The 20,434-nt window shown below is 40.3% G+C and carries 17 protein-coding genes; 6 read left to right on the plus strand and 11 right to left on the minus strand.

All coding sequences use genetic code 11. From position 1 onward, the window contains the following. Positions 1-121: 121 nt before the first annotated feature. Complete coding sequence (locus tag AC07YT_RS19055) at positions 122-1,180, minus strand: SDR family oxidoreductase (protein ID WP_086549048.1); 1,059 nt, start codon at positions 1,178-1,180, stop codon at positions 122-124. 93 nt (positions 1,181-1,273) lie between these two features. Here AC07YT_RS19055 and AC07YT_RS19060 point away from each other — a divergent pair, with 93 nt between their 5' ends. Further along, positions 1,274-2,062 carry an AraC family transcriptional regulator gene (locus AC07YT_RS19060; RefSeq protein ID WP_494945469.1) on the plus strand — a complete coding sequence of 263 codons (789 nt, stop codon included), beginning with the start codon at positions 1,274-1,276 and terminating at the stop codon, positions 2,060-2,062. A 628-nt stretch (positions 2,063-2,690) separates the two neighbouring features. Here the strand turns inward: AC07YT_RS19060 and AC07YT_RS19065 are convergent. From AC07YT_RS19065 to AC07YT_RS19085, 5 genes are all read right to left on the minus strand, one after another. Then, positions 2,691-4,445 (minus strand): CocE/NonD family hydrolase, encoded by a 1,755-nt coding sequence (locus AC07YT_RS19065; protein ID WP_494945470.1) that lies wholly within the window; start codon positions 4,443-4,445, stop codon positions 2,691-2,693. Between the two features lie 17 nt (positions 4,446-4,462). Then, positions 4,463-5,155: a LytR/AlgR family response regulator transcription factor gene (locus AC07YT_RS19070; protein ID WP_086549046.1), complete on the minus strand. Its 693-nt coding sequence runs from the start codon at positions 5,153-5,155 to the stop codon at positions 4,463-4,465. Beyond that, on the minus strand, positions 5,152-6,213 hold the full coding sequence (locus AC07YT_RS19075) for a histidine kinase (RefSeq protein WP_145954304.1): 1,062 nt from the start codon (positions 6,211-6,213) through the stop codon (positions 5,152-5,154). The genes AC07YT_RS19070 and AC07YT_RS19075 overlap by 4 nt, the downstream gene beginning before the upstream one ends. A gap of 734 nt (positions 6,214-6,947) precedes the next feature. Then, the gene (locus AC07YT_RS19080; RefSeq protein ID WP_086549044.1) at positions 6,948-7,838 is read right to left on the minus strand and encodes a helix-turn-helix domain-containing protein; all 891 of its coding nucleotides are present in this window, start codon (positions 7,836-7,838) and stop codon (positions 6,948-6,950) included. Between the two features lie 75 nt (positions 7,839-7,913). Then, positions 7,914-8,732: an SDR family NAD(P)-dependent oxidoreductase gene (locus AC07YT_RS19085; protein ID WP_086549043.1), complete on the minus strand. Its 819-nt coding sequence runs from the start codon at positions 8,730-8,732 to the stop codon at positions 7,914-7,916. A gap of 439 nt (positions 8,733-9,171) precedes the next feature. Here AC07YT_RS19085 and AC07YT_RS19090 point away from each other — a divergent pair, with 439 nt between their 5' ends. The 4 genes from AC07YT_RS19090 to AC07YT_RS19105 all read left to right on the plus strand — a co-directional run bounded on the left by AC07YT_RS19090 (position 9,172) and on the right by AC07YT_RS19105 (position 13,831). Further along, positions 9,172-11,520 (plus strand): PDZ domain-containing protein, encoded by a 2,349-nt coding sequence (locus tag AC07YT_RS19090; RefSeq protein WP_086549042.1) that lies wholly within the window; start codon positions 9,172-9,174, stop codon positions 11,518-11,520. A 125-nt stretch (positions 11,521-11,645) separates the two neighbouring features. After that, complete coding sequence (locus AC07YT_RS19095) at positions 11,646-12,260, plus strand: hypothetical protein (RefSeq protein WP_086549041.1); 615 nt, start codon at positions 11,646-11,648, stop codon at positions 12,258-12,260. 158 nt (positions 12,261-12,418) lie between these two features. Next, on the plus strand, positions 12,419-12,832 hold the full coding sequence (locus AC07YT_RS19100; protein ID WP_086549040.1) for a VOC family protein: 414 nt from the start codon (positions 12,419-12,421) through the stop codon (positions 12,830-12,832). A gap of 339 nt (positions 12,833-13,171) precedes the next feature. Beyond that, positions 13,172-13,831, plus strand: coding sequence for a hypothetical protein (locus AC07YT_RS19105; protein WP_086549039.1), 660 nt, complete (start codon positions 13,172-13,174; stop codon positions 13,829-13,831). Position 13,832: 1 nt separating this feature from the next. On the opposite strand, the gene AC07YT_RS19110 is transcribed toward AC07YT_RS19105, so the two are convergent. Beyond that, positions 13,833-13,973 carry a hypothetical protein gene (locus tag AC07YT_RS19110; protein WP_494945471.1) on the minus strand — a complete coding sequence of 47 codons (141 nt, stop codon included), beginning with the start codon at positions 13,971-13,973 and terminating at the stop codon, positions 13,833-13,835. Positions 13,974-14,298: 325 nt separating this feature from the next. On the opposite strand from AC07YT_RS19110, the gene AC07YT_RS19115 reads away from it, so the two are divergent. Continuing rightward, a complete protein-coding gene (locus tag AC07YT_RS19115; RefSeq protein WP_086549038.1) occupies positions 14,299-14,895 on the plus strand; it encodes a hypothetical protein in 597 nt (198 codons plus the stop codon). A 200-nt stretch (positions 14,896-15,095) separates the two neighbouring features. Here AC07YT_RS19115 and AC07YT_RS19120 read toward each other — a convergent pair whose 3' ends face one another. The 4 genes from AC07YT_RS19120 to AC07YT_RS19135 form a co-directional block, all read right to left on the minus strand. After that, a complete protein-coding gene (locus AC07YT_RS19120; protein ID WP_086549037.1) occupies positions 15,096-16,013 on the minus strand; it encodes a DUF4625 domain-containing protein in 918 nt (305 codons plus the stop codon). A gap of 150 nt (positions 16,014-16,163) precedes the next feature. Beyond that, on the minus strand, positions 16,164-17,399 hold the full coding sequence (locus tag AC07YT_RS19125) for a hypothetical protein (RefSeq protein WP_086549036.1): 1,236 nt from the start codon (positions 17,397-17,399) through the stop codon (positions 16,164-16,166). Between the two features lie 34 nt (positions 17,400-17,433). Beyond that, entirely contained in the window at positions 17,434-17,904 is a 471-nt protein-coding gene (locus AC07YT_RS19130) for a DUF4625 domain-containing protein (protein ID WP_086549035.1), read from the minus strand. 11 nt (positions 17,905-17,915) lie between these two features. Next, the gene (locus tag AC07YT_RS19135) at positions 17,916-20,297 is read right to left on the minus strand and encodes a TonB-dependent receptor (protein WP_494945472.1); all 2,382 of its coding nucleotides are present in this window, start codon (positions 20,295-20,297) and stop codon (positions 17,916-17,918) included. Positions 20,298-20,434: the final 137 nt, after the last annotated feature.

The following is a 20,434-nucleotide window of genomic DNA, read 5'->3' on the forward strand; positions in this document are numbered from 1 at the left end:
GGAAGTCCGGAGTCTATTGCGCCAAAGAAACCAACATGCCCTTGTGCCCTCAGCGTTCATCTTTTAGATCTGCGGGATAAATGATTACAAATCCTACTCAATAATAATTCACCTCATAGATTTAACTCGGGATAACTTTTTTAAGTTTAAGTTCGTCAAACAGGTCAAAAAACATTTTTTCAGTATCGATATACTCGTGAAAGCCTAATCGCCTTGCTTTGGTACCGTCAGAGAAAAAATCGTAATCCCAGGAAAAAACAAAGTCGCCAAAGGCCCATGAAGATACTTCCTGATAACTGTGTTTGGCCAGGTTATGTTTTTCTTGCAGCTGTGTCCACAATCCCGATTTATCGGCCATTATGGTTTGCAAAGGCATTTGAAGCGGAGGGGCAGTATCCATTTTAAAATAAGCTGCAATTTTAGGCCAAAGATCATTCCAGCGCACCAAATCACCATTGGTTATATTAAAAGCTTGATTGGCACAGGCCGGGTTGGTTGCCGCCCATACTGTTGCCTTTGCTAATAATCCGGCGTCAGTAATATCTAAAAGCTTATCATAAGCCCCTAATTTGCCGGGGAAACGCAAAGGCAAACCCAGTTCTTTCGATATGGAAGCATAAACTGCAATTACAGAAACTAAATTCATCGGATTGCCCAATGCGGTACCTGCAACTACAGATGGCCGAAGCGCAGACCAATTCCATTTTTTACCTTTTTGCTGTGCCTCAAGAAACTGTTGCTGATCAACATTAAATTCTGGAGGCATGTGTCCTCCGTCGGTTTCTTTTGCTGGTGTTTTAAAAGGACCGTAATGCGCCCCGTATACTTTATAACCTTGCATTAAACTGATGTGCTGTAAGTCTTTTGCAATACTTTCAATGGCATTAACCACGTTTACAAGCATCGCCAAATTGGGTGCTACCAACTCTGCCCAGGTAGGTTTATCTTGATACGCGGCATAAAAAATATGTGTTACCTTGGTTAAAGTGCTCAATTGTTTTTTAATGTCTTCTGCGTCGAGCAGGTCTACAGAAATATACCTGGTTTTATCCGAATCCAATCCACCCCGACGCGATAAACCGATAATATCCCAATCGCCGAGGCTTTCTAAATGGCTGATTAAATTACTCCCAATTACACCATTTGCGCCAACAACCAATGCTGTTTTACTGTTATTCATCTCTTTTGTTTTAAATTGATTCTTGTAAAGCAAAAATCCTGACAAACCAGAGATATGTTTTTGTAAAATAGTATGATAGATTTGTATAAATCTATGATGAAGCGATATGTCCAATTCCAACCTGTTGTTATTTCAGCATTTGAAGTAAGCAAATGGCAGCACCCGGTACACCGGCATAACCATTACGAGCTGATATACATTAAAAATGGATCTGGCCATCATATCATTAATGAAATCCCAATTGTTTACGAAAAAGGGAACCTCTTCTTAATTGGTCCGGATGATGACCATCGTTTCGAAATTGATGAAAGAACACATTTCATTTACATTAAGTTTACCGATATATACATTCATCAAAAGGAGATTAGTCCAACGGGCTTACAATACTTAGAGTACCTGATCAAAAGTCGGGAAACACATTTTCTAAGTTTTAACTTTACTTCAGACGATCAGTTGATTGTTGAAAACATCATTGCACTCATCTTATCGCTCAACATCAACATGTTGCAAAATGAAGCTTTAATCTGGACACAGATTTTAATGCTTTCCACCATCATGCAGCGCAATATGCCCGAAATTAAAAGCAGTGCGCAACGATCAAAAGACATTCAAGCCATTTTCTGTTACCTGCACAAATATATTTATCAGCCTAAAAATTTAAAGGCGAATGTAATGGCCGCCCATTTTAATCTTTCTGAAGATTATATAGGCCCTTACTTCAAAAGAAATACAGGCATAACCTTACGTCAGTATATCCAGGATTATCGTCAAAATTTAATTCAACAGCGAATAGCAAGCGGGAGATTTGGATTGAAACAAATTGCCGCTGAATTTGGCCTTGTGGATGAAAGCCACGTGAGTAAACTGATGGGAAAACTCTGAAGACAGATGGGTTTAGTCGGGAGTCGGAAGTCCGGAATCTATAGCGCGAAAGAAATCAGAATGCCTTGGTGTGCTTCGTGCCTTAATGGTTAAAGGATGGAAAATGTAATGCCTTGGTGTGCTTCGTGCCTTAATGGTTAAAGGATGGAAAATGTAAGATGGACGATGGAAATAGTCCGGAGTCCAGAGTCGGAAGTCCGGAGTCTATAGCGCGAAAGAAATCAACATGCCGTGGAACCCTCTGCGCTTATCTTCTATATCTGCGGGACAATAAACATTAAAACGGATTGCAAATCCTGACCAACAATGGGTTAGTCTGAAGTCGGGAGTCGGAAGTCCGAAGTCTATAGCGCGAAAAAACCAACATGCCCTGGTATCCTCTGCGCTCATCTTCTAGATCTGCGGGATAAATAAATACCTAAACAACGGATTGCAAATCCTGACCAACAATGGAAATCCGTAGTGCCCAGGAGACTGTATCATAAATATAGAATTGTCATCCTGAGCCTGTCGAAGGACCTGTTTAAATATCTTGAAAGGCGTTTCGACTACTTGCCCGATTCATCGGGAAGATCAGCGTGACAAATTAGAATGTATGATATAGCCTCCAGCGAGCGGTAATATTTATTTAAAATAAACTTTTTGCATCTACCGAAAAACCAAGCTCAATAAAACTCTGTGTCGACCATTTAATTTCCAGTGGAACTCCTGCATCTTTTACGGTTTCTTTACTCACATCCTTCCCGGTTCCATAATTGATCTGTGCAAAGGGATTTTTGTCAATATTGAGTATCAAAAGCAAGCGGCTACCCTTTTGCAACTGCCTGCTGAATACCCTCGATCGGTAAAAAGGCAAGGTTTCTAATTTGCCCGGCTGAAGCAATTTCCTTTGACTCCTATCGTATGCGTAACTGGCTCTTCCTAAATAATAAGAAAGCTGAAAATATTCGCCCGAAGGGGTAACTTCATACAAGACCAAACCTACATCCATATCTTTTTTGTTGATGATGGCCCTAAGTTCTCCCTGCAATGCACCTGCTACTGAAACGGCTTGATTAAATGGCTTAGTGATAAAAAACAATCCATTAGACCTGTCGATTTCTTTTTTGATGATTGGATTGGGATAATAATCGTTGTAGAATTTAGTTCTGTCTGCCAGATCAACCTCCTGGTGCATAAAAACTTCTTTAACTGGTTTTTGCTCCGACAGCCGCATCTCGTTTGCAGCGCTATCCAAATAAAAGCGGATATGGTAATCCTCCATTTTTGCTAATGAAGCAGCATGTTTCCACTTATTTGCACCCATTACCTCAAAATTGATCTTATCTTTTAGTAGCGCTGGTTTCTTTCCACCTTTAAAGATATAATCGAACCATTGGAAGGTGATTTCGCGGGTATTGATCAACGCAACCGAATCTACCTCATAGTCTCTCAACTTGGCTACACCGCCAATCTGCGATCCAAAATGATCATAAGGGCCTATAATTAAATAATGTTCGGCAGAGGGGTTATACTTGTAATGTTCGCGGAGGTATTCCAATGCCGAAATTTGCCCATCATCGTAATAACCGGTAATACTGAGCACTGGAATATTGATCTGTTTAAAATCTTTGCCATAGGGCACCATCGACTGCCAGTAAGCATCGTAATCGGGGTGACTAAGCCATTTCTGTAACATCGGGTTTGGTGTACCATCAATGCTGTCGATCTTATTGTAAGCGGCTCCACTTTGCCACCAGTTATTCCGCATCCTGCGCCAACGGGCATTATCGCTGTTTACGGCATCATCGGTATATTTATTATTGGTAACATGAAAGGGCCATTGGTAATTGGCGTTCAAAAAAACATTATTTTCCATGGGTAAGCCAAGTCCTGGAATTGCCGCTACATAGGGTACAATGGTTTTAAGTGCCGGGTGCAGGTGTTTGGCTGCTGCCCATTGTGCAAAACCGGAGTAACTTCCGCCATACATGCCCACCCTGCCATCGCTCCACGATTGTTTGATAATCCAATCGATCACTGCATTTACATCTTTTGTTTCATGCTCATAAGGTGCCGGCGCATCAGGACTGAGCCGTTTGCCTCTGGCATCGGCAACAATACCTACATAACCATGATCGGCAGCGTATTTGGCCTCCATCAGGCTTTTATTGGTATTGGAATAGATAAAATAAAATAATGCTGCAGGCAATTTCTGCTTTACCCCTTTTTTCCTTACCACTACCGCCGATAAAGTAATGCCATATTTTGTTTTAATCATCACACTATCGTTGATGATATAATTAGTGCTATCGGGTAAGGTTAGTTTTTGCTGTGCAAAGGTTTCCATCCCCATTACAAGGCATAGCATAGCCACACCCAGTTTTACCAGGTTTATTTTCATGATCGAAAAATTATAGTTTATGTTTTAATGAGGCTTCTTAATTTAACAGCCTGCCGCTCTGATATTCTGATTAAATTTCCTGTCTTAAGTTCTACAAGCATACCCTCATCATCTTTTTTTACCGAGCTGATATAGTCGAGGTTAAATAATATACTTCTGCCGGCCCTAAAAAATCTTTCACAATCAGGATTTTCTTCGAGTTTGTTTAAAGAGGTTTTAAGCAATACCTGCTCTTGCCCGAAAAAGAGCCTGGCGTAATTCTCTACCGATTCGATCATATGCACATCTTTCCATTTAATAAGGAGGTGTTTGCCCCTGTCCTTTACAAAAATAGCTGCGCCTTCATTTGCGCCGATCTTTTCTATGGCTTTATCTATTGCACTTTTAAAGCGTTCTTCCCGTACGGGCTTCATGAGGTAATCCATCGCGCTTACTTCAAAAGCCTGCACCGCATAACTGTCAAAAGCGGTTACAAAAATTACCTGTGGCACATGCACCAAAGTTTCTAAAAGGTCGAAACCCGAACGGCCAGGCATCTGTATATCCAAAAAAATCAGATCGGGTTTTAAAAGTCCGATAAGCTGTTCGGCTTCATCAGCATTGGCAGCCTCACCCAATACGGTAACCTGTGGGTAGCTTTTCAGCATCCTGGCCAGTTCCTGCCTAGCGCCACGTTCATCGTCAATAATCAGTGCCCTAATACTTCTCATCTGATTGGGATTTTAATTTCGGCACAAACCTTTTGATCCATTTCATACAGATTAAAGGATGCAAGGTGCTGGTAACTCAGCTCGAGTCGTTCTTTCAGGTTTCGAACCCCTATACCTGCCACCGTTTTATTCTGTTGCAATTTACCGGGGTTTAAAACACGAATGCTTACCAGTCCATGTTGTTCGTGAATAATTACTTCGATCTTTCCACCCTGCTTTTCTAATGCAATGCCATGTTTTACCGCATTTTCGACTAATGTTTGAATGCACAAACGTGGTACCATCAGTCCGGAAAGCGAAATATCAATATCCAAATCGTAAGTTAACCTTTCTTCCATCCTCAACCCTTCCAGCTCCAGGTAATCCCTCACCAGGTCTATCTCTTCATTTAACCTGATCAGCATGGCACTACCCTTATACAATCCACTGCGCAACAATTCGCTTAGCAAGTCGATTGCCCTGCCTGCAGCCTCAGGCCGGGTATACACCAATGATTTTATGTTATTGAGTGCATTGAACAAAAAATGAGGATTTAACTGAGCAGAAAGATTATCCAGTTGCGATTGTTTAAAGCTAAGCTCCAGTCTGGCATTTTCTACCGATAATCGCATTTCTCTTTTTGCGTAATGATAAAGGTGGTAGGCCAAAAGCCATATGGCCATTAAACGGATACCGGCAATAAAAATGCCCGCTGCATTTAAACTAAAAAAATCAATAAAGGTCTGTCCTGGATGGCTAAGAAACAACAACCTCACCAGGTACAGTTTACTCAAAGTAACGATGGTAAAAAAAACACCCATCACCGGAATAACGATCAACATCCTCCAGATCAGTTTCTCGATTGCCAGGTCTTGCCAACGGTTTTTATTTGCAAAGTTACGGTACAAGTGGGTAATCAATATATACATCACCACATCCGAAACAAACTGTACAACAGCCATATCGAATCTGAAACGAACAGCAGTAGACCAGCCTTGAAAAGCCCAATACAGCGCAGCCACCGACCAACCGATGAGTTGGCATTTCCAGTAAAGTGATATGTGGGGTTTCTGTTCCAAAATGTTCTGCTTGAAACAAAGCAACGAAAACTAATTTTAAGAAAAAAGATAAAGTACAGGAACGTAGGCTTTTGGGGGATGAGTGGTTTTTATAGTCGGGAGTCGGGAGTCCGGAGTCCGGAGTCCGGAGTCCGAAGTCTATTGCGCGACAGAAACAGACATGCCTTAGTGGTTGAAGGATGGAAAATGTAAGATGGATGATGGGATAGTCCGGAGTCGGGAGTCGGAAGTCCGAAGTCTATTGCGCAATAGAAACCAACATGCCTTAGTGGTTGAAAGATGGAAAATGTAAGATAGATGATGGAATAGTCCGGAGTCGGAAGGCTATAATGCCAAAAAAACAAAATATGTGCCCTCTGCGTTCATCTTCTATATCTGCGGGACAAACAAATAGTTAAAACGGATTGCAAATCCGTAGCACTCGGGCGTCAGAAGTCCAGAGTCTATTGCGCGACAGAAACAGACATGCCTTAGTGGTTGAAAGATGGAAAATGTAAGATGGATGATGGAATAGTCCGGAGTCGGAAGTCAGGAGTCTGGAGTCAGAAATCTATCTGGTCAAATAAACAAAACATGTGTCCTCAGCGCTCATCTTCTATATCTGCGGGACAAACAAATAGTTAAAACAGATTGCAAATCCCTAGAACCTTGGGTCTGGATTGCAAATCCTGACCAACAATAGACCTAACTTTTGGGTCTCTGCGGCCCTCTTAGGGTCCTTTGCGGTTAAAATCTCAATTCAGCAGTTGCTTTTTAAAGGTATTTGGGCTAATTCCCACTTCTTTTTTAAATAAACGCGAGAAATAAGAGAGATTCTCAAATCCCAATGCATAAGCAATCTCCGAAACCGACCTGTTTTCACCAATCAAACGATTTTTGGCTTCTGATATCAGGTAAATATGAATATGCTCCAGCGCCGTTTTTCCACTCTCCTGTTTTAAAACATCTGTTAAATAACCCGCCGAAATATTTAAACGTTCGGCCATATCATGCACCGAGGGCAAACCTTTAGTGGCTAATAATCCGTTGGCCACATATTTATTTATTTCTTCATTAAACCTGGTTACGGTTTTGCCCGAAATTTCAGTGCGGTTAATAAATTGCCTTTTGTAAAATCGCTGACTGTATTTAAGCAAAGTATCTACATTGGCCAAAATCAGTTCACGGCTATATTCATCCTGGTTATTGCGGTATTCGGTTTCAATTTTATGATACAGCTCCCATACCGTACTTTCTTCGCTGGGCGAGAGGTGTAGCGCTTCGTTGGTTTCGTAATCGAAGTAGTGGTATTTTTTAATGGTATCATGTAACAGATGTCCATTCAAAAAATCTTCGTGAATAAAAATCAAAAAACCATCTTCATCTAATTCCAGGTTTTTCATTTCGATTACCTGATGAGGTTTAAAGAACATCATCGAACCACTCTCATGGTCGTATTTTGTACGCCCGTAAAGGATATGTCCTGCAATAATTTTTTTAAAACCGATCATATAGAAATCGCTGGTAAATTCGCGGTCGCCCATGGTACACATGTGGTCGCATTTATAAATGCTGAACAATGGGTTTTCGGGCGGCGGAAATGCATTTTCCCGGTGTAATTCGGCCAAATTTTTATAGTGTTTCATTCCTTTAAATGGTAATTAACTACAAGCTACACAATTACCCTGTACAGCCTGTAGTTAAAGGGTTTAAATGATTTATTAATGACCGTGCGCATCAACAGCTACTTCAGCCCATTCGTCAAATTCGGCCAGGCGCTCAACATAAACCTGTTTAACTCCAGCTAAAGCCACCTTGCCCAATAAGAAGTGTAAAGGAGGTTCAGGACTATCAATCAGTGCCAATACCGCAGGTGCCGTTGCTTCTGGTTTACCCCAGCTATCGGGTGTTGCGGCATCAAAAAATGCTTTCTTAACCGGTGCATACACTTCTAATGGTGCTGTTTGAAAAGCTGAAGCCCCCGACCAATCGGTAGAAAAACCATTTGGCTCGATTAAACTTACATTAATTCCAAAACCTTTCACCTCCTGCGCCAGCGTTTCGCTTAAGCCATTTACTGCATATTTAGAGGCATTATACAAACCCAATACAGGTAAACTCACCAAACCCAGGAAGCTCGATACCTGAATAATGTGCCCTACCTTTTGTTCGCGCATTACCGGAACAACAGCCTGGGTTACCCACAACAGGCCGAAAAAGTTGGTTTCCATTTGTGCACGAGCCTGTTGTTCGGTGGTTTCTTCTATAGCTCCAAACAAACCAAAGCCAGCATTATTGATCAATACATCAATTCGGCCAAAGTGCTGTTTTACTTTTTCTACTACTGCAAAACAGGCTTCCCTATTGTTAACATCCAATTGAAGCGGCAACACGGCATCACCGTAAGTTTCTACCAAATCTTTTAAATCTGCTGTATTTCTTGCTGTTGCAGCTACTTTATCGCCACGTTCTAAAAGGGCCTTTGCCCAGATTTTACCAAAACCACGTGAGGCGCCGGTAATTAAAATTATTTTCGACATTTTTTTCTTTGTTAAATATTGATAACAAAGGTATTGGCATATGCGGAGTCCGATTTATACAAAACACGGAAGTACTAGCACATTTTAAGGTTTAGCTAAATTAGCTGTGCGCATCTTTAGTGATAAAATGAAACCCACGCATCAAAGCCATCAGATTAATGGGTGTAATGCTGGTTCATTAAATTAGGGCAAATGTAGTATGCCAATAATTAAGAATGATTTGCCAAAAGAATTAAATTTATGTTACGTAGTTATTGTTTAATTGCAATACACTAAAGAATAGCACTTTAATTACTAACCATTAAATATAAACAGGGCATTCAAACGATCTTGTAATCATCATTCAAATTTCTCTGGTGGCAACCTATAACATGGTGCATAAATATTAAATAGATTGGAGCGTTCATTTAACAGCCTTAACTCCACAAAAACTTAGAAAATGATAAAACAATTTTCATTAGTACTGACTACTTTATTCGCGTTTAGCCTTTGTAAAGCGCAAACCATTTTTATCTCGCCCAAAGGGAACGACAAAAATCCTGGCTCCATTTACCAGCCTGTAAAAACCTTTGCTGCTGGTATAACAAAAGCCATGGCGGTTAAAAACAAAAAAGTAGTTATCGAGCTTGATGGCGGCACTTATCCGATAGATAAAACGGTTGAAATTACCTCAGATAAATTTCAACTGCAGGCGCTTACCATTAAGGCTAAGGCAAACCAAAAAGTATTCATTTCCGGTTCGCAGCATGTTAAACTCTCGTGGAAACCCTATAAAAATAACATCCTATCGGCCAAAATAAAGCTGGCTCAAGCCCCTGACCAGCTCTTTATGAATGGCAAAAAATTATCGATGGCGAGGTACCCTGATTTCGACGCTTCTGCCAGGGTATTTAACGGCACCGCAGCTGATGCAATTTCTGCCGAAAGGGCAAAAAAATGGCTGGATCCTACCGGCGGTTATATACACACCTTACACCAGGGCGAGTGGGGCGATTTCCATTACCTCATTACCGGTAAAGATGATGCTGGCAAACTGCTTTATGAAGGTGGCTGGCAGAATAACCGTCCTGCCAAAATGCATGCACAATACCGTTATGTGGAGAACATATTTGAAGAACTCGATCATCCGGGTGAATGGTTTTACAATCAAAAAGAGGAAACGCTTTATCTTATTCCACCTACCGGAAGTAACCTTCAAACAGCTGATTTTGCCTTTACCATGGTGAGTGACCTGTTGCATATTAAAGGCTCATTAGCCAATCCGATTAAAAATATAACCATAACAGGCATCGATTTTATACAAACCGCGCGGAGTTTTATGCAGGTAAAAGAGCCGCTTTTAAGAAGCGACTGGGCCATATACCGCGGAGCAGCCATATTGCTGGAAGGTACTGAATCTTGTGCCGTTAAAAACTGTAATTTTTACGACTTAGGCGGAAGTGCTGTTTTTTTAAGCAATTACAATAAGGAAGATCGCATCAGCAACAATCATATTTATAACATTGGAGCGAATGGAATTGCATTTGTGGGTAACCCGGCTGCAGTACGTTCACCTTCTTTCAGGTATGAAAATTTCGTTCCCTATACGGAAATGGATATGCAACCTGGGCCAAAAAGTGCTGATTATCCGCAGCATTGCCAGGCGGTAAACAACCTGATTCACCATACTGGCCAAATCGAAAAACAATCTGCAGGCGTTGAAATATCCATGTCGGCCGATATTCTGGTGAGTCACAATACCATTTACCATGTACCAAGAGCAGGCATTAATGTTAGCGAGGGTACATGGGGCGGACACCTCATTGAATTTAACGACGTTTTTGATACCGTACTCGAAACCGGAGATCATGGCGCTTTTAATTCATGGGGCAGAGACCGTTACTGGAGGCCGGCAAGAAGTCTTATGGATAGTATTGTTGCCGCAAAACCCGGAATTGAACTTTTAGATGTGATTTCACCAATCGTTTTACGCAATAATCGTTTTCAGTGCGACCATGGCTGGGACATCGACCTGGATGACGGAAGCACCAATTATCAGATTTTCAATAACATATGTTTAAGTGGGGGATTAAAACTTCGTGAAGGTTATCATCGCACGGTATACAATAACATCATTATCAATAATACCTTTCATCCGCATGTCTGGTTAAAAAACAGTGGTGACGTTTTTAAAAATAATATTGTAAGTGCTGCATACGCCCCCATACAGATGGAAAGCTGGGGAAAAGAGATCAATCATAATTTCTTTTTAAGCAAAGATGCATTAAGCAAAACACAGAAATTAAATATCGATGCCAACAGCATCACTGGCGATGTCGCTTTTGTTGATGAAAATACCGGAAAGTATCACCTCAGAAAAACCTCAGCGGCTTTAAAAACCGGTTATAAAGATTTTGACATGAGTTTTGGTGTAACAGATGCACGGTTAAAAAAACTGGCTGCTTCGCCTCCAATAAAACCGCTGAGCAACAGCTCAACCAGTAAAAAAACAATCACAGCGGAGTGGTTAGGTAGCAGATTTAAAAATATCGAAAGTTTGGGGGAAAGATCTGCAGCCGGACTTCCGGATAACAATGGCGCTTTACTCATACAATTAACAAAAGGCTCGATTGCAGAGAAAAATGGTTTAAAGAAAGGTGATGTGGTGATCGGCCTGGATAATAATGAAGTAAAATCTGTTGCTGATCTGCTAAAGATTTATAGCGAAGTTCGCTGGAAAGGACATGTTGAAATTGTTATTTTCAGAAACCAGGGGGAACAAAAATTTCAGGTCTCACTTAAGGATTAACATGTTTCAAAAACGGGTATTTAAAAAAGACTGGTAGCAAATGGCACAAAATGATCATTCTCTTGTAGCGTATACTGATATCTTTACGTTTTATGAGGAACCATTAATCTAAAAAACCACTCACTATGAAAAACCTACTTTTTCTTTTTGTAGCCTTTGCACTTGTTTCCTGTAAAAAATCGGAAAGATACGGTCCGCTGAACTTAAAAAACGGACAAGAGGTCGAACTACTTGTAAGCCCTCGTTATGCTGCTGATAATGATTTGCTTTTAAAGCTGCCGGGCAATGTAGATGCTGGCGCTTCCTTATCGGGTTTTGATGAAAGAGAACCTGGTTATTCTTACCGCGTTAAAGCCCGATTCAACCGCGATAAAGAGCCACTTCAAGACGGACCTGAATACTACTTTATTTTCGAAAAAATCCTTAGCAAAGAGCAGTATAAAGGAAGTGAATCTTTCACTGTGCAACTCATTACCAATTACGCTGTTGGCGGGCCAAATATCAGGCTAAGCAAAACCGGAAACAATTATTACATGATTCCAGATAAGTTACAGCTCACTTATGCAAACAGCACCATACAGAATGAGCTTGAAGAAATATGGCTAAATGCACAGGAAATCCGTGCCAACTGGAAGCAAGGTCAGCGACCAAAATGGAAAGCCATTAAAGCTACCGTTACGCACGATCCGCAGAAGTTTGGAAAGGCCTATCTGGTACAACAGATCCAGTTTATTGATTAACAGAAAATATAAAAGGAGCATGGTCGAAAGGCATGCTCTTTTTGGTTTTACAATGTCTTGTCATCTAAGTCGCGTTTAACCCCTTAACTTGTCGTTTTTACACATGAACACCCAGTTGGCTTTATGATACCTTTGAATAAATTAAATCAGAAAACAATATGGCAACTCAAATTTTTGTGAACCTATCCGTTAGCGACCTTAACAAATCGGTAGAATTTTTCACCAAACTTGGTTATACTTTTAACCCGCAGTTTACCAACGAGAAAGCAACCTGCATGATCATCAGCGATACCATTTACGTGATGTTGCTAACCAAACCCTTTTTCCAGACTTTTACTACAAAAGAAATTGTAGATGCGCACCAGGCCATAGAAACTTCCATTGCTTTATCGGCCGATAGCAAGGATGCCGTTAACGAAATGGTAGATAAAGCTGTAGCTGCCGGCGCCACAATACCCAATCCGGCTACCGATTACGGTTTTATGTACCAACATAGTTTTGATGATCTTGACGGCCACCATTGGGAATATGTATGGATGGATCCAAACGGGGCACCTGAACATCAGGGATAGTGATATTTAAGGTTAATAAAAAGGGCAAGCAACGGAATTTCGTTCTTGCCTTTTTTGTTTTGGGTTATTCTATAATGTGGTCAACAGCCATTGATCCATAGCAGGTAATCGTGGTTAGGTAAATTAACCTGATCTAATTTATCAATTTTGTCTTACGAGACGCTAAGACGATTTATATTAGAAAAAGCCTGATAGGGCTAGCCAGTTTGGAACGAAACAAAAGGGATAATTTACTGAAATACAATATATACTATCTTTTTTATACTGCGCTATGCATTTAATTATTTGTTTTTATACCTTTAAATGAAGAATCTTTTTTTAGTCGCTAATTAAAATATTATGGCAGATCAGGAAGTCATTAAACATGTTAAAAAAACACATAAAATCTTGACCAGCAAAGAGCATAGTTTGTGGCACAAGGTAGGAGAGTTTATTTTAGAAATCATTATAATTGTTTTCGCGCTAAGTTTATCGATATGGTTACATGAATGGAGCGAGCATCGGCACCAGCAAAAGGAAGTCAGGGAATTTATGTCTGATCTTACAATAGAAATAAATAAGATGCTTGGAGAAAAGCAATTAGAAATTAGCGAGTTATCGACTATAGACCAAAAAATTAAAAATATTACGAATACCGACCAAATCACGAAGGTCATCACTGGTAAATATGTATTTTATAACATAAATTCCAGTTTTGAAGGTTTTAAGGCTAGCGGGAAAATCGCCTTCATAGAAGATAGCCACTTACGGAACGAAATTCTAAGATATTATCAGGATTTACTTCCTGCAGTCAATGCAGCTAAAGAGAACCTGGAGGAATCTAAGAAAAAAATTCTGTATGAAATCAATTCACATCCTGAAGGCTTCACCGGGACAAAATTATACCGATATCTCTATAGTGATTATATCATGTCGGTCAATGGGTATACACTTATGACAACATTCTCTATAAAAAAAGGGAAAGAGATCGTAAATCAGATTCAAAAGTTGGAGAAATAAGTTAAATAAAAGAAAATACGTAAACTGATGTGGTGTTGCCTGTAGCAGTATTTGCCGGGCTTCCTTCGGATACGGTGCCTTGCTGGCCTTCCTGAAAGCTTCCATCTCCATCCCGAATCGGTCCATTCTGGTTTTTAGGCAATTTTCTTTAATCTGTAATAAAATGTCTCAACCTAAAATGACAATTCAAGCGACTTATGATGTCGGTTTTTTTTAATATCATTGAAAAAAATTGCCGTATCCAACCAGCCTGACATCACGTATATCAATATAGAAAACATTACCTGCTACGGGACTTTTCTAAAAGAACTATAAATAGAAACTCAAATTAATATCCGCAATATCTGGCCGAATAAATTTACTTTTACCATTGGAGATGGTGATTTGCTTTTTGCAACTAAGACCTATCAGTTTTTTGGAAAACGATTTCCTTTTTTATACCTTATTTTCTAAAGTTTCGGACAAATATGGATACTTATCGCTTCCGTTTTAATAACAGCAAGAAAACTTCAACTATTCTGTTTTGGTTTTTCACCTCCCTGCTCACGATTGCTATTTCAGGAACAACCATCACTTTACTATCAGATCCACGCCCGCTTTTCCCGGCCTGGCTATTGCTGATTTTCGTACCCTTAATGTTAACGGCCCTTTACAAACTTTTTAAAGCGGCCTCGGAAAGGAAGTCGGCTGAAATTATTTCATTCAGCAAAGAAGGTTTTAACAGTTCCTGTTTCGGTAATGTTTTGTTTTCAGAAATACGCGCTATTCGGGTTCCTGTAAGAGAAATTGGGCTAGTGGGAGGACTACAACACGACTATTACAAAAAAACAGATGCCGATATTCCTTACCTGGAATTTTCGATGACTACGCGGGATGGAAAAATGTTAAAGTGGATATTAAACGAATGGGGTGGGCTGTACAATTCAAAAGAAGATTTTTCCACTTTCTTTAACTTTCTAACAGCACTAACCGATCAGCTGCATCAACTTTATCACACTAACGAACCTTATACCAGCTATTTAAAAATTCTTGACGAAAAAGGTTCCTGGGAAAGGCGAGGTTAATGGGTCATCTCACACACTCCCAAACGCAAAGACCCACAAATTTCGTTGTGGGCCATTTTGTAAAATACCGATCGTTAATATTCAATACAGGCTAATTAAAATGTGAGGTTAAAACTGCTCCCAACAGCATTCCTATTAAAAGGGTAATGATCAGCATTAACGTGATTGAAATACCAATAAGGCTGTTTCTCTTTTTCAATTTAATAAACTATCGTAATTGGAATTGATTTATAAATATTGCTGTTATAAGTGTAGTTTTTGTAAAGAATCACTAAATTATACTTTCCAGATTCCCATGCCTTTTCCCCGGTAATCGGATTGGGCATTGGTTCATTGCCGTCTTTTTCTGCCCCTATGGTGATTGTTTCGCCACCATACACGCCATTGATTTGCCTCAGCGTAGCTATTTTAGAGGCACTTGGAAGGCCTTTATGTTCGACTTTAGAAATTATAATCACTTTGCTGAAATCAAGCTTATCGATAGATTCTGGAAAATAATTTGCTTTTCTTTTGATGAGCACCGTGTATAATATGCCATCACCCTTTATTTCACTTACCTGGGCATGGGCTGTAAATTCATCCCCTTTTTTAAAAATAAGTTCCTGCTCTACAAAGGTATCCATATAGTAAATGACGTTGCCATTTCTCGAAAAAATATCCCGCCCAATTTTTGGGTCAACGGGCATATTTGCCGCGTCGATGATGGTGAAGTCTTCTTTTATTTCGAGCTTTGTTCCGTTTTCATCCCATACGATAAAGTAAAAATCATACTTGCCTTCAGGCGCTTCGGCCGGAATGGTGAAATGCTTGTGTACATTGGTATTTTTTGCACCATTATATTGTGTCCATGCCAGTTCAAATTTCCAGGTGGCGGTATAGGTTTGTCCTGTTTTTTGCAGTATTTTAATCTCTACCCCTTTAATTTTGTCGCCGGCAACCACATCTGCATTTAAGTGGAAATCTCTTCCGCGTATGGCCTGTTTATTGTTGGCCGTACCTATTTCTACATTGGTAGCCGTTGGCGCAAGTATTTCAGGTTCATTGTCTTTTTTACAGCTTGTTGCAAAAATGCTTAGCAAGCCAAAAAGAATAAGCGTTTTTAATGGATTATTTTTCATTTTAAAGGTTTAAAAAGGATATCCAAAAGCTCATCATTTCCGAAGGTTAGAGATGCCTGTCAGTTTTGTTAACAAACCGATTTCTCCCTTTTCTTTACCCAAATAATGCAGTTTATGACCATGCTTTTGAATATCCTTATATTTTAATGATTAATGTTCAGTGCTATTCTCGAAACCCAAAAGTGTAAGTCTTACCGGTCTTGAGGTAACTTTGTGTTTAATCACTTTCGAGAAATCAGTTAAATCTATTTGTTGCACTTCGCCGGCACCTGGAACAGCTACATAGGCATATCTAGCCGTAGCTTCTAAAACTGGTTTATAAGTATCGGTTGTTGCAACGGCACTTATTGCAGCGCCTTCTTTTTTAAGGCTGCCTGAAGTTAAATCGTAAATTCTCAGTTTGCCATCAAGCGTTAGCACCAATAAATTTTTGCCGGCATAATCTATCTTGCATTGAAAAGCATCTGCGCCGGCGTAAATTGGTGTGATTCGATTAGCCGTGAGGTCTATTAAGTAGGCGCCTTTGGTCGCTACATAACCAATAAACTTTTTAGCGTTTTCTGCATATAAAATCGTGGCCAGGCGAAATGCACCAAAACCATCCGGATTTGGAATAACACGCTGTGTACCATTTTGCGCCACCACTAAAACACCGCCAGCAGTTGCCGCCGAAGAGGTGAAAGCGCCAAATACTGCATTTTGCCCATCGCTGGCATTACCGTGTATATTTCCAACCTCCTGCGTAGCGGCATGAACCAATGTTCCGTTTTTATCTGTAACAATTACCCTGGTTGGAGAAGCGCCAGCAGTTGCCGTAGCAGTAATGGCATAATTACCATTGGTAAATTGAGCCATTGCACCATGATGTGGTAATAAACCCGCATTAATGGTTTTAAATTTTGCGTTGGCGGTGTTGAAATCTGCATCGTTGCCCACGCTTAATGTTCCTTCACCATCATTAAAGATTAAGGATTCCGTTCCTTTACTTTTAAAATGGGTTGGTTTAATGCCATTAGCGGTAATAGCAGCCCATTTGGCAATACCATCCACATCAACATGATCGTCATGAGATTGCAAACCGCTATCAAAAACTTCTACCAGATTTTGTGCACCATACAACACGGCAGCATAACGTCCAGAGGCTGTTGCATAAATATTGGCTAAAGGGTATTTACCGATGAACGTAGATGTTTTAGCTGTAAAAGGATCTATTTGGGTTAACGTTGTCGATGTTTCATCACTGACCAGTACGCGTACAAATTTTTGTTCCTTTGCCGTAACTCCTGGTTCTGGTTCTGGCGTATTGTTGTCTTTTTTACAAGCTGAGAAACTTAGCGCAAGCAAGAAAAATAATGAAGCGGTTTTAAGTTTGTTTTTAGTGTTCATTTTTTTTTGTGTTTTAAAATAAATTGATGATTTGTTAATTGATTTTGATGCTTAATCCCTTAAGCGTTTGCCATCCGGTTTTATCGGTCAGGCGAATTAAGAAATGATAGTCTCCTGCATCCACATCTGCAGGCACAGTTACTTCTTGCGCCATTTCATATGTTTTTTGCCCTGATGGTATTGGAAAGTCCTTGATCAGCAGGAATGGCTTTACCGGTTGCTTTACTGCCCCCAAATTGCATTCGTTCACTTCTGTACTGTGATTGTGGTGATCGAAATTGTGGTGCACGTCGATACTTACCGAGCCGAGCTCAACATTATCGTTCAGTTTTGCTTTGAAAATGAATTTTTCACCTCGTTTAATAACAGCACATTGTTGAGGAAAGGCCGATCCGGTTACATCAATTGTTGGGTATTCGGTATCGATTTCTTCATTGCCTTTTTTACAGGCAGATAACACAAGGATGAAGCTTAAAAAGAGCAATGGCAATTGTTGTTTTTTCATGGTTTTAATGATTAATGATGATGGAAATTGAAAGGCATTTTCACGGTCAGGACGAAATTTCTACCTTGTTCCGGTAAACCGATTAAGCGGTAAAAACTGGTGTGATTGAGGTATCTGGTGTTGAATACATTTTGCAATTGCGCATTAATATTCAGCGGATATTGCCCGATTTGAAGCTTTGCGCCAGCCTGCAGATTGAACAAGCTGTAACCTGCTGTTTTCCGCTCTGGTGGAACAATGTTATTTTGCCTGGCCGTAAGGCGATAATCCAGCGAGAAATAAGCATCAGCGCTCCCAAGAAACTTTTGTGGCGCATAGGTTACATTGAACAATGCAGAGGCCGGCGGGGAAAAAGGCAGGGTGTATCCTTTTTTATCCCCGGATAATTGCTCAGCATATAAGTACTCGGCCAATAACTCCGTGCTCCACTGTTTGCTGAACTGATATTTAACCTGCGTTTCGCCACCATAGCGCATGACTTCACTTTGCGCATATTCGAAAACCTGATTACCCGCACCGTAGAAATAATCATGTGCCGATGTGGGATTTAAATAAATGTAATTGGGGAAATAATTGAAGAATGGGCTCAACTTGACCGACCATTTCCCTGTAGTAAATGCCACTGAAAAATCAGCCTGATAAGATTGCTCCGGATTTAAATTTGGATCGCCTTTTTCATAACTGAAATAATGGTAATTCACACCATTGGCGCCTAATTCCTTTGCGATAGGCATGCGAAAACTCTTTCCAACATTTGCTTTAAACTCCAGCAGGTCTAAGTTGTAATTGAGGCCCAGCGACCATACCAGGCTGTTGAAATTCCTCGTTAAATCATTTGCTCTTATTAGTTGCATCATACTGCCACTATTGGTTTCGGAGCTAAACCAATCGCTGTACCTGAACAGATCAAGCTTCGCTAAATCATACCTTACTGCGCCATGAAGCAGTAATTTATCGCTCACTTTCCACTTATCATAAGCATATACACCCAAACTTTTTTGCTGAAATGCGGGCACTAAAAAACTCCAGCCATTAATCAGATTATCCTGCAATTCGCCATTCAGGCCAAGCTGTAAGAGATGCTTGCCCAGCGTGATCTGATCTTTTGCATTGAACGAATAAACCTGTTTATCAAATTCCCTTTCCAAATCAATCGGAATGGTCATTGTGGCCGGATAAACAGCTGGCATAAAGCCGTGATTAACATAGTGATTGTACTCCTGACGGAAATTATGCTGATAACCCAATTCGAACTCAACTGCATGCCTGTTTAAAGAAAAAGCTGTTCTGTTAATGATCTTAAAATGATTTACTTTTTGGTAAGGCATCAATAGATCACGATCGCTCGCATCATGCAAATCGGCATCAACACGTCTAGGCTCAAGCCCATGGGCATTGGCGAAAAAACCACTTTTGCTAAAAGTATTGCTCAAATAAAAAATGGATTTGAATTTTTCGTTAATATATCCTGTATTAAAATGGATTCCAGTTTCTCTGCCAGCTGTATTCCGGAGGTAGTTTTTGTGTAGGCCAACCGCAAAATCATACACATATAAAGTGTCAGTAGGCACCCGATAGTCGCCATAATTTTGATAGGTAAAGCGGCCGTCGAAAAATAACTTTTCCTTTCGTTGAAATAACCGAACTGAAGTGCCGTACAAGCCATTGTTACTTTTACCAATCAAATTCACCTCGCCACCAAAACTGTTAGGCGCAGGTTGTGCTGGTGCTTTGATATGAATAGCGCCACCTATGGCATCAGCACCATAAGCAAATGATGCGGCACCTTTTATAAGTTCGACCTCTTCAGCCGCAAACTGGTCAATTTCTAATCCGTGATCTGCTCCCCATTGCTGTCCTTCATGTTTTATTCCTTTATCAATGACCACCACCCGGTTAAAGCCCAGGCCGCGTATTAAAGGTTTAGATTGCCCCGAACCAATACCAATGGTTTTGATCCCTGGTAACCGCTGCAGTGTATTCATTAAACTTCCACCCAAATTGCGTTGAATAAAATCAGCTTTAACGACTTCTACATTTAACGATTCCGATCTGCGGCGCTCCGTTCCGGCATTGTTTTTTATCGTCACTTCGTTCAGCAAATACGAATGTGGCTGTAATTTTAAAACCAATTGCATCGCTTTTCCGTTGACCACAATCTTATTTTTAACGCGGTGGAAACCCATGGCATTTACCTGTAACTCGTATGCTCCATTGGCAAGCTGAAAAGAAAACTTGCCCTGAGCATCACTGATTGCAAAAACATGAGTATTGCTTAATTTGACGGTTATACCTTCAAGTGCCTGATGAGTACCATCGGTAACCACGCCATATACGGTGTAGGTTTGAGCAAATAAACCGTGGCAAAAAAATGTGCTAAATAATAGCATCATTATTTTCTTCATAGAAAAATCGATACGCTAACGCGAATTTTTGGGCAAACCGAAATCAATCAATCAGCCGCCGGTAAAAACTGGATATGGGAATTTGTTTGCCACTAAGGGGCATAAGAAGGCAAGGAATGGCCTTG

Source organism: Pedobacter sp. GW460-11-11-14-TSB4, assembly GCF_059423705.1.

Bases quoted from the DNA above. Each gene is read 5' to 3' on its own strand.
- AC07YT_RS19055 (WP_086549048.1), bottom strand. From the start codon at position 1,180: ATGAATAACAGTAAAACAGCATTGGTTGTTGGCGCAAATGGTGTAATT.
- AC07YT_RS19060 (WP_494945469.1), top strand. From the start codon at position 1,274: ATGATGAAGCGATATGTCCAATTCCAACCTGTTGTTATTTCAGCATTT.
- AC07YT_RS19065 (WP_494945470.1), bottom strand. From the start codon at position 4,445: ATGAAAATAAACCTGGTAAAACTGGGTGTGGCTATGCTATGCCTTGTA.
- AC07YT_RS19070 (WP_086549046.1), bottom strand. From the start codon at position 5,155: ATGAGAAGTATTAGGGCACTGATTATTGACGATGAACGTGGCGCTAGG.
- AC07YT_RS19080 (WP_086549044.1), bottom strand. From the start codon at position 7,838: ATGAAACACTATAAAAATTTGGCCGAATTACACCGGGAAAATGCATTT.
- AC07YT_RS19085 (WP_086549043.1), bottom strand. From the start codon at position 8,732: ATGTCGAAAATAATTTTAATTACCGGCGCCTCACGTGGTTTTGGTAAA.
- AC07YT_RS19090 (WP_086549042.1), top strand. From the start codon at position 9,172: ATGATAAAACAATTTTCATTAGTACTGACTACTTTATTCGCGTTTAGC.
- AC07YT_RS19095 (WP_086549041.1), top strand. From the start codon at position 11,646: ATGAAAAACCTACTTTTTCTTTTTGTAGCCTTTGCACTTGTTTCCTGT.
- AC07YT_RS19100 (WP_086549040.1), top strand. From the start codon at position 12,419: ATGGCAACTCAAATTTTTGTGAACCTATCCGTTAGCGACCTTAACAAA.
- AC07YT_RS19105 (WP_086549039.1), top strand. From the start codon at position 13,172: ATGGCAGATCAGGAAGTCATTAAACATGTTAAAAAAACACATAAAATC.
- AC07YT_RS19115 (WP_086549038.1), top strand. From the start codon at position 14,299: ATGGATACTTATCGCTTCCGTTTTAATAACAGCAAGAAAACTTCAACT.
- AC07YT_RS19120 (WP_086549037.1), bottom strand. From the start codon at position 16,013: ATGAAAAATAATCCATTAAAAACGCTTATTCTTTTTGGCTTGCTAAGC.
- AC07YT_RS19125 (WP_086549036.1), bottom strand. From the start codon at position 17,399: ATGAACACTAAAAACAAACTTAAAACCGCTTCATTATTTTTCTTGCTT.
- AC07YT_RS19130 (WP_086549035.1), bottom strand. From the start codon at position 17,904: ATGAAAAAACAACAATTGCCATTGCTCTTTTTAAGCTTCATCCTTGTG.
- AC07YT_RS19135 (WP_494945472.1), bottom strand. From the start codon at position 20,297: ATGATGCTATTATTTAGCACATTTTTTTGCCACGGTTTATTTGCTCAA.